This is a genomic window from Campylobacter troglodytis, from assembly GCF_006864425.1.
Lineage (GTDB): Bacteria > Campylobacterota > Campylobacteria > Campylobacterales > Campylobacteraceae > Campylobacter_D > Campylobacter_D troglodytis.
Genome location: NZ_QHLI01000002.1, coordinates 34886 through 48445 on the forward strand (window position 1 = coordinate 34886; position 13560 = coordinate 48445).

At 32.8% G+C, this 13560-nt stretch carries 10 protein-coding genes and 4 pseudogenes; 12 read left to right on the plus strand and 2 right to left on the minus strand.

Annotation, left to right across the window (positions count from 1 at the left end):
* The first annotated feature begins 51 nt into the window (after positions 1-51).
* From DMC01_RS00640 to DMC01_RS00695, 12 genes and pseudogenes are all read left to right on the plus strand, one after another.
* A complete protein-coding gene (locus DMC01_RS00640) occupies positions 52-2244 on the plus strand; it encodes an endonuclease MutS2 (RefSeq protein ID WP_142692380.1) in 2193 nt (730 codons plus the stop codon).
* Between the two features lie 190 nt (positions 2245-2434).
* Positions 2435-2739, plus strand: a pseudogene (locus tag DMC01_RS00645) (hydrogenase formation protein HypD); the annotation flags it as partial.
* 55 nt (positions 2740-2794) lie between these two features.
* Positions 2795-3595 (plus strand): AAA family ATPase, encoded by an 801-nt coding sequence (locus DMC01_RS00650; protein ID WP_142692381.1) that lies wholly within the window; start codon positions 2795-2797, stop codon positions 3593-3595.
* A 56-nt stretch (positions 3596-3651) separates the two neighbouring features.
* Positions 3652-3996, plus strand: a complete 345-nt coding sequence (locus DMC01_RS00655; RefSeq protein ID WP_142692382.1) for a hypothetical protein — start codon at positions 3652-3654, stop codon at positions 3994-3996.
* A gap of 11 nt (positions 3997-4007) precedes the next feature.
* Positions 4008-4547: a hypothetical protein gene (locus DMC01_RS00660; RefSeq protein WP_142692383.1), complete on the plus strand. Its 540-nt coding sequence runs from the start codon at positions 4008-4010 to the stop codon at positions 4545-4547.
* Positions 4492-5270: pseudogene (locus DMC01_RS00665) on the plus strand (transposase). Before DMC01_RS00660 ends, DMC01_RS00665 begins: the two are co-directional and overlap by 56 nt.
* Positions 5271-5373: 103 nt before the next feature.
* Positions 5374-6204, plus strand: coding sequence for an FkbM family methyltransferase (locus tag DMC01_RS00670; RefSeq protein ID WP_185908549.1), 831 nt, complete (start codon positions 5374-5376; stop codon positions 6202-6204).
* A gap of 313 nt (positions 6205-6517) precedes the next feature.
* A complete protein-coding gene (locus DMC01_RS00675; RefSeq protein ID WP_142692385.1) occupies positions 6518-7750 on the plus strand; it encodes an AAA family ATPase in 1233 nt (410 codons plus the stop codon).
* 8 nt (positions 7751-7758) lie between these two features.
* On the plus strand, positions 7759-8397 hold the full coding sequence (locus tag DMC01_RS00680) for an RloB family protein (protein WP_142692386.1): 639 nt from the start codon (positions 7759-7761) through the stop codon (positions 8395-8397).
* Positions 8398-8454: 57 nt separating this feature from the next.
* The gene (locus DMC01_RS00685; RefSeq protein ID WP_246058918.1) at positions 8455-9030 is read left to right on the plus strand and encodes a DUF6037 family protein; all 576 of its coding nucleotides are present in this window, start codon (positions 8455-8457) and stop codon (positions 9028-9030) included.
* Between the two features lie 192 nt (positions 9031-9222).
* Positions 9223-9489 (plus strand): ATP-binding protein, encoded by a 267-nt coding sequence (locus tag DMC01_RS00690; RefSeq protein WP_142692387.1) that lies wholly within the window; start codon positions 9223-9225, stop codon positions 9487-9489.
* The gene (locus tag DMC01_RS00695; protein ID WP_142692388.1) at positions 9483-11015 is read left to right on the plus strand and encodes a hypothetical protein; all 1533 of its coding nucleotides are present in this window, start codon (positions 9483-9485) and stop codon (positions 11013-11015) included. The genes DMC01_RS00690 and DMC01_RS00695 overlap by 7 nt, the downstream gene beginning before the upstream one ends.
* A 77-nt stretch (positions 11016-11092) precedes the next feature.
* Here the strand turns inward: DMC01_RS00695 and DMC01_RS00700 are convergent.
* Both DMC01_RS00700 and DMC01_RS16310 read right to left on the minus strand, forming a co-directional pair.
* Positions 11093-11856: pseudogene (locus DMC01_RS00700) on the minus strand (IS1595 family transposase).
* A 219-nt stretch (positions 11857-12075) separates the two neighbouring features.
* Positions 12076-12788, minus strand: a pseudogene (locus tag DMC01_RS16310) (IS1595 family transposase).
* Positions 12789-13560: the final 772 nt, after the last annotated feature.

The following is a 13560-nucleotide window of genomic DNA, read 5'->3' on the forward strand; positions in this document are numbered from 1 at the left end:
AATTATAAAAATTATTAAAGATAAGTTTTTAAATTTAAAGGCAGGTATAGGGTGGGTGAAAATTTAATTGAAAAACTTGATTTAAGTGGCTATTTAGAGGAGTTTAACGCACTTTGTGCAAGGAAAAAGCCTCTTTTTTTAGAAGGAGATAGCCGCCTTCATTTTGAACGCATTAAGGAGCTTTTTGAGCTTGATTTTACCCCGCCCACGCCTTGTGAAAATCTCACTCAAAGGCTAGTGCATTTAAGCAAGCAAGGCATTTTACATTTAACTGAATGCTTTGAGTTTGTAAAGATTTTTCGCTATTTTGGCTATTTAAAGGGCTTGAAATTCGAGCTTGCTCTTAAAACTTGGCTTGATAAAATCATTATTCCCTTGAATTTAATGTCAATTTGCGAGTATTTTGATGAAAAGGGAGAGCTTAAAGAAGAGCTTGATGAAAGGCTTGTGTGTTTAAATGAGGCAGATAAGATTAAAAGTGAGCAAATTCAATCTCATTTTAAAGAACTTCTTTCAAGCAAGGCTTTGCAAGGCTATCTCATAGACACGCAGGTGCATTTTATCCATCAAAGCGAGTGTTTGCTTGTCAAAGCAGGGCATAAAATAAAGGCTAAAATCATTGCTAGAAGTGCCAATGGAGGCTTTTATATCCTGCCTGAGGACATTGAAAAATTGCAAATTGAAAAGGAAAAAATCTATGTTGAAAGAGAAAAAATTCACTACGAATACGCAGTGAAAATCTCGCAAATTTTTCAAAAAGAACTTGCTTTTTTGAAATTTATAGACAAGGCTTACGATACCTTTGATGCGTATTCTGCAAGGGTTTTGTTAGTCCGTAAAAAAGATTATGAAATAATTCTTTGCGATAAGAGCAAGGATATAATTTTAAAGGATTTTGCACATCCTGCCTTAAAAAATGCTAAAAGCGTTAGCGTGAGCTTTACAAAACAGGTCTTGCTGGTTACTGGCGTAAATGCAGGGGGTAAATCTATGCTTTTAAAGGGCATTTTAAGTGCTGCCTTTCTTGCAAAGCACTTGTTGCCTATGAAAATCAACGCCGCACACAGCAAAATAGGCAAATTTAGCGGCATAAAAGCCATCATTGATGACCCGCAAAATGTCAAAAACGACATTTCTACCTTCGCTGGCAGGATGCTTGAATTTTCAAGGCTCTTGCAAGAAAAAAATCTGCTTTTGGGTGTCGATGAGATAGAACTTGGCACGGATTTTGAGGAAGCTGCTAGTCTTTACACAGTTTTAATCCAAAGCCTTATTTCAAAGGGCTTTAAAATCATCATCACAACCCATCATAAACGCCTTGCTATGCTACTTGCAAGAGCTGAGCAAGTTGAATTATTAGCTGCACTTTTTGATGAAAAAATGGCACTTCCTAGATTTGAGTTTTTACAAGGAACAGTTGGAAAATCCTACGCCTTTGAGACGGCTTTGCGTTACGGCATAGCTACGAATTTAGTGGAATTAGCAAGAAAGATAAACGGAGAAAACAAGCAAAATTTAGAGGAGCTTGTCGGCAAAAACATAAATTTAGAACTAGAATTAAGGCAGAAATTAAAACTAGCAAATCATAAAGAAAGCAAGGCAGAAGCACTTTTAAACTCTTTAAAAAATCAAAAAGAAGAAAATGACAAAAGTTTAAAAAATACACTTTCAAGGCTTGAAAATGCTTATTATGAGGCTATTGAGGCAGCTAAAAAAAGCTTGAATTTAAAAGACACAAAAGACAAGCAAAGGGCTATAAATAAGGCAAATGAGCTAAAAAAACAAATTCAAAAGCCTGAATTTTTACAAACTGAGGATTTAAAGGTAGGCGATCTTGTAAGCTATAATGCTATGAGGGGGGAGATTTTAAGCATCAAAAAGGATGAAGCCATAGTCGAAAGCGAGGGTTTGAGGCTTCGCGTGGGGCTTTCCTTGCTTAAAAAAAGCCTTTCTCAAACCAAGCCAAATTTCAAGGCAACTGTTAGCATTGAAAAAAAGCAAAATGCAAATATGAGCCTTGATTTGCACGGACTTAGAGTAGATGAGGCTTTAAGCGAGCTTGAAGCCTTTATCTCAGATGCTCTAATGGCTGGCTTTGAGGAGGTCATCATCTTTCACGGCATAGGCACGGGAAAACTAGCCGCACTTGTGAAGGACTTTTTAAGCACGCATAAAAGCGTGAAAAGCTTTGAAGACGCACCCATAAATCAAGGAGGCTTTGGGGCTAAGGTGGTGAGGTTTTAGATTAAAATTAAGGTCTTTTGATAAGCTTTTCAATTGCGAGTTTTGATGAATTTTGACAGCAAACTTTGATATAAAGCTTTATGTTGAATTTTTAGCATTTTTTGCAAATCTTTAAATTTGGCACATCTTTGTGTTATACATTATTATTTGAGTATGCGTGTGCCATTTGTGTGATAGAAATTTAAGTGTGCAAACTATGGTAAAAAGGTATTTTGAGCCTTGCGACTTTGAATTTCGCGGACTTGGTGTCATCAAAAATGGCGGGCTGAAACTGCGGGCTGAATTGATGAGCTAAATGCTGAAAAACGCTTTGATTGCAGTGTAAAGAGCAAGGGCGAGAGCAAGGCTTGCATTTGCGATCAGATTTTAAAGGGGCTTGCAAAGCCTTATGAATGCAAAGTTTTTGGTTATACGCCCAAAAGCTAGGTAGCTAGCTGTATGGTATCAGGCGAGGGTGCTTGTGCGGCGTATTATAGGTATGCGAGGGTGAATTGAAAAATTTGTTTTTTGTTTGGAAAATTTATAGAAATTTTGTGTAAAATGGCAAACTATGAAAAGCAAAGAAACACTTATCATTAAAAATTTCGGTCCTATTGTTGATGCTAGGATAGAAATAAAGCCTTTTATGGTATTTATCGGCGAGAGTGGTAGTGGCAAGAGTGTGATTTTAAAGCTTTTGTCGCTTTTTCGCTGGATTTATAAAAAAATAGCTTTAAGAGATATAGCAAAAAATGCAAATGTCAAAGCAGAGCTTTATAGATTTCGTATAGATAGAATGCTTAGAGAATCTAGTTTAGATGATTTTTGCATTAAGGGTAGCCAAGCACATTATCACATAGGCGATTCTTATGTGTCCATTACTTGCAACGGTAGGCCATCTTTAAAAATTTCAACTCAAATTGCCAATAAAATAACCCTTGAAAAAATTTCTTTTATTGCAGATGATAGATTTGCTATTCCTATGCTTGTAAATAATCAAATTCGTGGAGGAGCAATCCCATATCATTTGGAAAAAACATTTGAGGATTTTTTGGAATCTTTTAGGCATCTGCAAACAAATAAAAGTGTGAAAACAAAAATATTTGACATAGAATTGTCGCTAGAAAAATATAGCATAGAAAATCGCTTTTTCATAAATTTAAAGGATTCTAAAACGCAACTACACAATGTTTCATCAGGTATGAAATCTGTTTCTATTATAGAACTTATATCTACTTATTTTACTACCGATAACGAATATATGCAAAATAAATATACTGAGTTTATAGTAAATCTTTTTACAAAATCTAAACATCAAGATATAAATTCTTTTTTACAAAATTTAAGAAATGTCAAATTAAATAAGCAATGATATAGCCTTTTTATAGAAGAGCCTGAGCTTAGTTTGTTTCCTAATGCACAAAAAAAATGATAGAGTATCTTGTCAATTTATGTTTTCGTTTTAACGCTCAAAAAAATATTCAAATAGCTTTTTCAACTCATAGTCCATATATGCTTAGCTCACTACATTGCCTTTTGCTCGCCCATCAGGTTGGGTCGACAGATGCAGATATGAAAGCTAAAGTACAAAGCATAGTTTCAAGCAAATTTTGGCTTGATATAGATAAATTTAATGCCTTTGTGGTAGAAAATGGCAAGGTAAATAGCATAATTGACAAAGAAACAAATCTAATTTTAGCCGATAAGATAGATGGAGTATCAGAGGAAATTAGTGCAATTTATGATGATTTGTTGGAACTAAAATATAAATGAATGCTATATTTATGCCGCACTCCGAGCTTTACACAGATTGTAAGTTAATATGCGAAGAAAATGGCAAGGTTTTTTGTTTGAATACTATGGGTGCTAGTTTTGTTAAGATAAAAATAGACGGTGGAGTAGAACCTAATGGCATAGCACCTGAAAAATGTGATTATATGGTTATTAAAAATGAAGTAGAAGATATAGAAATTTTTATAGAGTTGAAAGGAAGTGATATTAAAAAGGCTATGAATCAACTTATTACTACCTACGACAAATATGCTATGAAAAATCCAAGTATCAAACATTATCCAGTCATTGTTTTTTCACATTATCCAAGTGAAAACACTTCTATACAAGTAGCTAAAAAAGAGCTTAAAGAAAAATTTAAGAACAATTTACTCAAACATAAGGACATATTTAAAACAAGATATGATTCAAACACAAATGAAATTGTAAAAAACAAGGCTCAAGACAACTTAAGCTCTAATAAAAAAGCTTCAAGTTATGATTTACAAGGTGAAAAACAAGTATATCAATCGTTTCAAAATTTCAGAGGCTAAATTTAAAGAATTGTAAAGTATTTTTTTACTTCGTTACACTCGTAACTTTTGGGGAAGCCTTGATATTAAAGCCTCTAAAATTGCAAAATTAAGCAACAATTCTTGCCAAAGCATCAATAAAATAATCAAAAATATTAGAATTTTAACCCTTAAAGAATGTGAAAAAATTTCAAAAAGGCGAGATCGAAATAGCTGAGAGTTATTTCGGTGCAAAGCGTGTTCGTGGCAAGCGTGGACGTGGGGCTGGTAAGAAAACACCAGTTTTTTACTTCGTGCTACACACTCGTCCCTATGCGAGAAGATATGCTAAAACGAAATGGGCAAGTTTATACTCAGATTGTAAAAGCTTGCTTGGCTAGAGAGCTATTACCTATAATAAGGAATTTGAGTGATATGAGCAAGACAGAATTTTATAGTGATTGCTGGCTTGCTTATGATGGTTTAGTTGATTTTTTACTTCGTGCTACGCACTCGTCCCTTTGCAAGAAGGAGCAAAGTTATAGAGTAAGACACAGGGAAAATGAGTTTGCAAAGGGCACAAATCACATAAATGGCATTGAGAATTTCTGAGGCTTTGCATAGATTAAGCAAATTTAAAGGAATTAAAAAGGAAAATTTTATACTTCATTTAAAGGAAACAGAATTAATACGAAAATTTTGAGACAAAATATTTATCAAAATTTATTAAAATTGATAAGCCAAAATCCGCTTAAGTTGTCTTGAGCCAAAGTAATTAGACATATTTTAAAATTTTTAAAAAACAAAGGAGCTAAAATGAAAATTTTTCGCAAAGAAAAGGTAGGAAATCGCCGAATTTTTTATCTTTTTGACAAAAAGATACTCTCGTATCATAAACGGGGGGGGGGGGAATCTCAAGAAAACTTCTCTAGAAGCTAAGCTTAACACGCTTGAAACTAAAATAGACGCACTTGATGCGAAAATTAGCAGGATTGACGCAAAGACTGAGATTGCTTTTTTAAGCAAAATCGCCCATCTCCCCAAACGCTCGCAACTCGGACAAGACTTAATCGCCTACGCCCTAAACAGCGGCAAAAAGGACGGCTTTTTCGTAGATATAGGGGCGTATGACGGCGTTGAAATTTCAAATTCCTTGCTCTTTGAGGAGCTTGGCTGGAGAGGCTTTTGCGTGGAGGCGAACCCAAAAACCTTTGAAAAACTACGCAAAAATCGCAAATGCGATTGCTACAATCTTGCTGTATATTCGCAAAATATCGGCACCACAAGGCTTGGCACGACTAGTAAAAATGGACTTGATAGCCTTGAGTTAAACATTACCGAAAAACACGCCAACAGGATGCGACACGAGGGTGGACGTGATGAGAAAATCGAGTTTATTGAGGTGCAAACAGCCACTTTTGGCGAGCTGATGGCACATTATGAAGGCGTTACGCACATTGATTTTCTCAGCCTTGACATCGAGGGTGGCGAGCTTGAAGTGCTTAAAGGCATTGATTTTTCACGATTTAGCTTTGGCGTGATGGCGATAGAACACAACTATGTGAATTCCGCAATCAACGACATCAAGCAACTGCTGAATTCCAAGGGCTATCGCCTGCTTATGTATGATAGCTGGGACTTCATCTTTGTGCCAAATGATCGCATAGGCTGGCAAAGACCATATGAGCTGAAAATATAGTTTGCACGAGCGTTAGCCTTTTTGTGATAAGACCGTGCCGTGAATTTGCATTTGCGAAGTGCAAATTTGTGGCATTTGATTTTATATAAAAGGCGAGAAAATGAAAGAAATTCAACTAGCTCACGGTGGCAAATGAGTGAGCTTTTGTAATTTTAAGTCACTTGGGGTATTTTGAGTTAGTTTTGATAACTAAGTCCTAAATTTATGTATAAAGATATTTTAATTGCAAAATTTTCAAAAATTTGTAAAAAAGTTAATCTAAAATGTGTTATAATCACGCTTTTAAGATTTTATGTCTTTATAAGGAAAAGCAATGCTAATTGAATTTAGGGTAAAAAATTTCTTGTCTATACAAGATGAACAGGTTTTAAGTCTTGTTGCTGGGTCGCAAAAAGAGCATAAAAGCAACACTTTTGAGCCAGAAAATGAAAAATTTTCACTCCTAAAAAGTGTGGCTATTTATGGTGCAAACGCAGCCGGTAAGTCTAATTTTATCAAGGCTTTTATAAGAATAAAACATTTTGTAACTCAAAGTGCTAGTTGGCAAAGGGGCGATAAGCTTCTTATAATTCCCTTTTTTCTTGGTAAAAATGAAAATGAACCCACCGAATTTGAAGTATCTTTTATTACTCAAAACATTAGATATAGATATGGTTTTAGTGTTACGCGAGAGAGAATTGTTGAGGAGTGGCTTTATGCTTATCCAAATGGTAGGGAACAAGAGTGGTTTTTGCGTTCTTATGATAAAAAAAATAAAAAAGAGGTGTATAAATTTGGTAAAAATTTTTTAGGTGAAAAGGAATTGTGGAAAAACACCACAAGAGATAATGCACTTTTTTTATCCACTGCCATTCAGTTAAATAGTGAGCAGTTAAAACCTGTTTTTGATTGGTTTTTTTATATTGGGATTAGCTTGACTGATTGGTTTAGTAATTCGCTAGAAATTAGCGTTGAGGCTTTCAAAAATAATCCGCAGCAAATTTTGGATTATTTAAAGCGTGCGGATTTGGATATTGAATTTTTGGAAATCAATGAAAATAAAGTAGAAATAGATAATTCAAATAAGCTTTTAAATAAGTTAGGAAATACTACTGATACAACAATGTTAGAGAGTGATATAAAAACGATTCATTTGAACCAACAAGGTAGGCCCACTGTTTTAAATATGATTTTAGAATCAGATGGCACGCAGAAATTTTTTAAATTTTTAGGACCCATTTTGGATACTTTACAAAATGGACGCGTTTTAGTTGTGGATGAGCTTCACAACCACCTACACCCAGCGATGACAAGATTTATCATCAGCCTTTTTCACAATGAAAAAATCAACACCAAAAACGCCCAGCTCATCTTTACCACGCACGAAACTTCGGTTTTAAATAAAGACATTTTTAGAAAGGACCAAATTTATTTTTGCGAGAAACGAAACAAAGCCACCAAAATCTACTCTTTGAGCGATTTTAAAGGTTTGCGTGAAAATATAGACTATGAAAAATCCTATCTTTTGGGACGTTTTGGGGCTTTGCCAAATTTACAAGAAATATAAGGCAAGTAATGAGAAAAAATAAAACACACATTAAAAGATTTCAAAGAAATTTAACGCCTAAAAAAGTTATTTTAATTGTCTGCGAGGGTGAAAAAACGGAGAAAAATTACTTCAATCGGCTGAAAAATTTTCTAAAATTGACAAGTGTTAGCATTGAGATACTCCCAAGCTCACACCCAACGCCTATGCAAGTCATAAACTACGTAGGGCAAAAGGCAAAAAAAGTGAGCGAATATGATGAGATTTATTGTGTGATTGATAGAGACACACACAAAGATTTTGACAAAGCATTGAGTAAGGTGCAAAGCATAAAATTAAAAAATACTATTCTTAAAGCCATAGTCTCAGACCCTTGCTTTGAATTTTGGATATTGTGTCATTTTACCGCAACAACACAGCACTTTGGCGGTAATAGCCCTTGCCTTCAAGTGCAAAAGCACAAGGATTTTAAGAAAAATTTGCCACATTATAGCAAGGATTATGATTTTAGGGACATTATCACTAGTCATTTACTAACCGCGATTAAAAACTCAAAAGCAGTCAATAAGGCAAATTTATCTACAAAACAAAGTACATATACACAAGTGGTAGAACTTGTGGAGAGATTGCAAGGGTTGGCAAAGGAATGTTGGTCTTTTATAAACTAAATATGTGAGTGCAATTAAATTGTATTGTAAATATTTATTATAGAGAAGGGAGAAAAAATGAAAATAAAAATGACAGGATTAGAAACTTTGTATAAGGATATGAAAGCCAAAAATGAAACTTATGCAATTTTTGATTATAGACACAATAAAATTAAATTAGTAATATTGTTTGATACCAAAACAACACCTTTTTATTTATTACTAATTAAAAAGCATTCGACTCAAACCTTATTGCTTGATGTAGAGTATGGCTTTAACCTCAGCACATTTTTAGGTAATAAATATCAGCTTTTATTGCAAATATTAGAGATTCAAAGTGGAAAAACAAATCCATTTAGTCCAAAAGTGTTTTTTAAAGAATTAAATGATAAGATTCCCACTAATATTCATCATTATGAACCAGACTATGAAACAAGAAAGCTTATTTCTTATGCTAAAAATTATGAAGAAAAAGATAAAGTTTTTATATGTGGGTGTATGGATTGGGATAAGATTAAAAATGGCAAAACATACACACAAGCAAATAGAGAAAAAACTAAAATTTTATACCCAAATGTATATGCAAAAATCAAAGATAAAAATATAAACATAAAATATACCGATAACAAGAAAGATGAAAAAATAATATTTTAGTAATTTTGCTAAAATATATATTTGGTAGTATAAACGGAATTTTTTTCTATATGGCAGATCTTAAACGGTGATTTTTGCATCGTATGAACAAATGGGACTTAATGCAGAGTTATATTTATAAAGCTATTAGCTTGCATTAAGGGAAATTGTATATGATTGCGAGATAAAATTTAAGATTGTTAAGGGGTAAATATGGACACCTATGCTAGTCTTATGAGATTGGCTACTAGCTTTTATAAAAGCAAGAAAAATGCGGTAGAGCTGATATTGCGTGAGGCTATTTATAACGCTATACACGCTTGCATTTTAGAATATAAACAAGGAAATCAAGGATATTTGCCTGAAATTTCTATTTATATTAATTCGCAAAATAATAGTGTCAAGATTGTAGATAATGGTATAGGCTTTTCAGAATCTGATAAGAAAATCTTTTTTGATATAGCACAATCAAATTGTTAAAACAAGAAAATAACTTACCAAGCAAAGGTTTAGGTAGGTTAGTGTTTGTTTATTTTGGTAACAATATATCTTTTGGCACAGCACATAATAGGCAGTCATTTTCTTTTGTATATCCGCCCAAAATTGATTTATTTACAACTATTAATGAGAAACCACAAGATACAAACAATCCAAACGGTACAACTTTAAATTTAAATGTCGATAAAAGTTATATGGAAACTTTTGTAAAAAAGTTTAAGATTATTGATGATTTTGAGGAATGGATTTTGGATAATTTTGCGTTTTTGCTCTATGATTTTAATGATTTAAAAATTCATATTAACATAGACAGTAATGAAAAAAATATAGAAATATCCAAAATTAACAAAAAAGATTTTTCTATCCAAATAAATAGCCAACAATACAATTTAGAAATTCTTATCGTAGATTCTAATGCAAATTTGGATATAAAATTAGTTGCCCATAAACTTCTCATTGATAAAAGAGTAAGATACGATAGAATTATTAAGGGGTTAAAGAAAAAAATTTATATAGCTTCGCCATTATTAGATGATAGAATCACACCTTATGGTTTAAATGCTGAAATAGATGATATTAAGCAAGATTTGGAACAAGAAATTACAAAAATTTTAGACAAAGAATTTGAAGTGTTTATTAAAAGACAACAGAAAGAATCGTGCCATAATTTAAGTAACACTAAAAATGAACTCCCATTTTTGGCTGATTTTATGCCTAGTTTTGATTCTATTAAGGGCTATCAAATTCAACAAAAAACAGATTTTATACAAGATGCAATAAAAGAAAAGGGTAAATTAGAGCAAGCCTTTTGGGAATCTAATGATGCTCAACTAGATTCTAGGCTGCAAAAATCCGCACTATATCTTTACGTTAAACATAGAGAAAGAGTTTTGGCTTTGTTAGAAAGAATGATGGGTGATTCTAGTTTTGATGAGGATGAATTTCATCAATTATTGACAGATAGAAAATGCAAAAATTTAGAAGTTGCCAATCATAATTTATGGCTTTTAGATGATAAATTTTCATATTTCTTTGAAGCACATAATGCACAAAGTGGTGAATCCAATGTAGATATCGAATTTTATCTAAATCCCTTTATTGATGATGAGGACGAACCTAAACATATAGTGTTGGTAGAACTAAAAAAGCTTACAAAAGCTCACAATGCTGGCGAAATGATAGAACAACTTAAAAAATATGCCACCAAAATCTATAAAAACGCTAAGACCAAAAGTGGAGTAAATATACAAGTAGAGCAATGCAAATTTTTTGGATATATCATTGCAGATCTTAAAGATATTAAAAAAGAGGAAGTGAAACAAGATAAAGGTATTTTTAAACCTATACCATACACCAAATGTAGTTTTGAGGGCGTAGTTTCGTTTATACCTAAAAATGAGCGTATAGATTTGTTTGTAACTCTACTATCAACGCAAGATTTATTGCAAATAGCTAAATTTAGAAACAAAACCTTATTTAAAATTTTGAATATGACTACACCAAAATAAGCTAAAACGAACAAAATAATGCTAATTAGTAAGGTTTAAAATCGTGTTAATGATATATAAAAGCAAATTTTATAGGCTCAAGACAATTTAAGCGCTTGATTTCTTATCATTTTTAGCAAGATTTTATACAAATCCTGACCTTGAATTTTAGCATTATATCTAAATTCTGTTTCCTTTAGATGAAGCATAAAATTCTCTTTTTTAATTTCTTTAAATTTAGCTAAGCTATGTTTAGTAAAACCTCAGAAATTCACAATTGCATTTATGTGATTCTTAGCTAAGCTAAACTCATTTTTTGAGTGTTTTACTCTAAATGTTCTTTATCACCGAAAACTACAAGTTAATCATAAGCTTTCCAAGTATCACTATAAATTATGCTAGATTCTAATTCTGCAAAGCCTGATAAAATTGGCAAAAGCTCGCTACTAGAACAATTCTTTATTACTTGAGTATAAACGCTAGCCTAGCGTTTTAACATACCTTCTTGCAAAGTTGCAAGACGCGTAACACGAAGTAAAAACACAGGTGTTTTTTTGCTAGCTCCTCTGCCTCTTTTGCCTCTGCCTCTTTTTGCACCTTCTGCTTGCAGTTGCAAGACGAAACGAAGTAAAAAATAGCTTTCATCAATTTCTATTTCACCTTTTTGAAATATTTTCACATTCTATTGCAATTAATACTCTAATATTTTTGATGATTTTATTGATACTTTGGCAAGAATTGTTACTTAATTTTGCAATTTTAGAGGCTTTAATATCAAGGCAGAAATACTTCAAAATTCCTTAAATTATATCTGCGAAATTCGGGAACGAATTATATACTTGTTTTTCATCGCTGTAATCATAACTTGAAGCTTTTTTATTTGAGCTTAAGTTGTCTTGAGCCATACCATATTTGTCATTGAGCGTGTGTTAAGAAGCCACGAATTTATGAAGAAATGCCTTAAATTGACGGCTTCTTCGCCAGTGGCTCAGAATGATAAATCAATACTTTCTTGAAAGATAGCCTTCAAAAAATTTGGCGATTGATACTTTTAGCTAAAATGAGCTAGGATTTTCCTAAGTCATTTTAATAAAATTTTATACAAATTTTCATTCTGAAGCTTGACATTAAATCGACATTCACTCTCCTTCAAATGAAGGTAGGAAAATTCTCTTGCCGTGAAACCCCTAAGCTAGCCTTTGTAAGGTCCTCAGAAATTCACAATTTCGTTTATGTGGTTTCGTTCGTTTGCAAACTCGTTTTCGCTATGCTTTGCCCTGTAATGAGCCTTTGTTACTTCTTGCAAAGGCACGAGCCTAGCGAAGTAAAAAATCCACCAAGTCACCGTAGGATTTTATCCATCGCTGTAAATTTCACTTTCTGCCAACTCCGAAAATTCCTTTATTATGGACTGCAACTCTTTGGCAGAGCAAGTGTTTGAGTGTATAAACTCGTGCGATTGCATTTTAGCATACCTTCTTGCAAAGAAACGAGTGCATAGCACGAAGTAAAAACACAGGCGTTTTCAGCCCCACTCCACGCTTGCCACGCACTCTTTTAGCACCTTCTATTAGCAGTTGCGAGTGTAAGGAAGCAAAAAATAACTTTCCCTCTCTTCGATTTCACCACTGAAATTTTTTCGCACTCTTTTGCTATCAAAAGCTTGCTGCACTATCCTATTAACACAAGGGCGAGAAAGCTTACAAAGAGGGCGATTTTGCTTAGGCAAAGATCAGCACAAAAACACTCCAAAATTTGCCTAAATGTCCATTCACAAATGTAACACAAAAATATATATTTAACGCTATTTTACCAAGCTTTCAGATCTAATTGTATAAGCTAAAAACATCAATCGCCTTTTGTAAAGCTCTTTTTCACAAAAATATTAATCTTAGATGAAATGTCATATTTATCATTCTTTGACAAGCTTAAAAAAGAAACATTTTCTTACAAAAATTTCACAAATTAAAGCACATTATAAAATTCACTCATTTGCGTGAATTCTTATGAATTTCTTCGCCTTGCAAAATGATTAAAACAAAAAAGCTTTTTGAAAAATAATCTTTTAAATAAGACTGCTCTACAGCACCCCTACTTTGAATTTAAATGATATTTTGTCAAGCATAGCTCATCTTTTTAAAGCTAAATTCAAGCTTTAAAATTTTAACTCTTTGCGATAAAAGGCTTTGAATTCAAACAAGTAGCTGTCTTTGACTTGGTATCAAAGTTAAGGAAAGGCTGTTAATTTAAAGCTTTTTAGCCAAGCTTAAATAAGCGTTAAAGTTAATTTAAGGCTTTGAATTTGCAAATTTTTTCTAGTTTTTTGTAAAATTAAAACTAATCATTTTTAATCAAATATCCCCCACCATACTTTTATCTAAAAGCTAAATTTAAGCTTAATCATTAAGCTTTTTGTAGCACTTAATGCTATTAAATTCATCAAGCACAATGTCCTTGTAATGTGTTATTTCAAGGCGCCTTGCTTGAAATTAAAACAAAAATTTGCACAAAGTTCTTTTGTTATTAAAATAAGCTCATTTTAAAAATAAGCTAGCTAGCATTTTTG

Excerpts from the sequence above, each read along its gene's own strand:
- DMC01_RS00680 (WP_142692386.1), top strand. The coding sequence starts at position 7,759 with ATGAGAAAAAATAAAACACACATTAAAAGATTTCAAAGAAATTTAACG.
- DMC01_RS00660 (WP_142692383.1), top strand. The coding sequence starts at position 4,008 with ATGCCGCACTCCGAGCTTTACACAGATTGTAAGTTAATATGCGAAGAA.
- DMC01_RS00655 (WP_142692382.1), top strand. The coding sequence starts at position 3,652 with ATGATAGAGTATCTTGTCAATTTATGTTTTCGTTTTAACGCTCAAAAA.
- DMC01_RS00650 (WP_142692381.1), top strand. The coding sequence starts at position 2,795 with ATGAAAAGCAAAGAAACACTTATCATTAAAAATTTCGGTCCTATTGTT.
- DMC01_RS00690 (WP_142692387.1), top strand. The coding sequence starts at position 9,223 with ATGGACACCTATGCTAGTCTTATGAGATTGGCTACTAGCTTTTATAAA.
- DMC01_RS00675 (WP_142692385.1), top strand. The coding sequence starts at position 6,518 with ATGCTAATTGAATTTAGGGTAAAAAATTTCTTGTCTATACAAGATGAA.
- DMC01_RS00685 (WP_246058918.1), top strand. The coding sequence starts at position 8,455 with ATGAAAATAAAAATGACAGGATTAGAAACTTTGTATAAGGATATGAAA.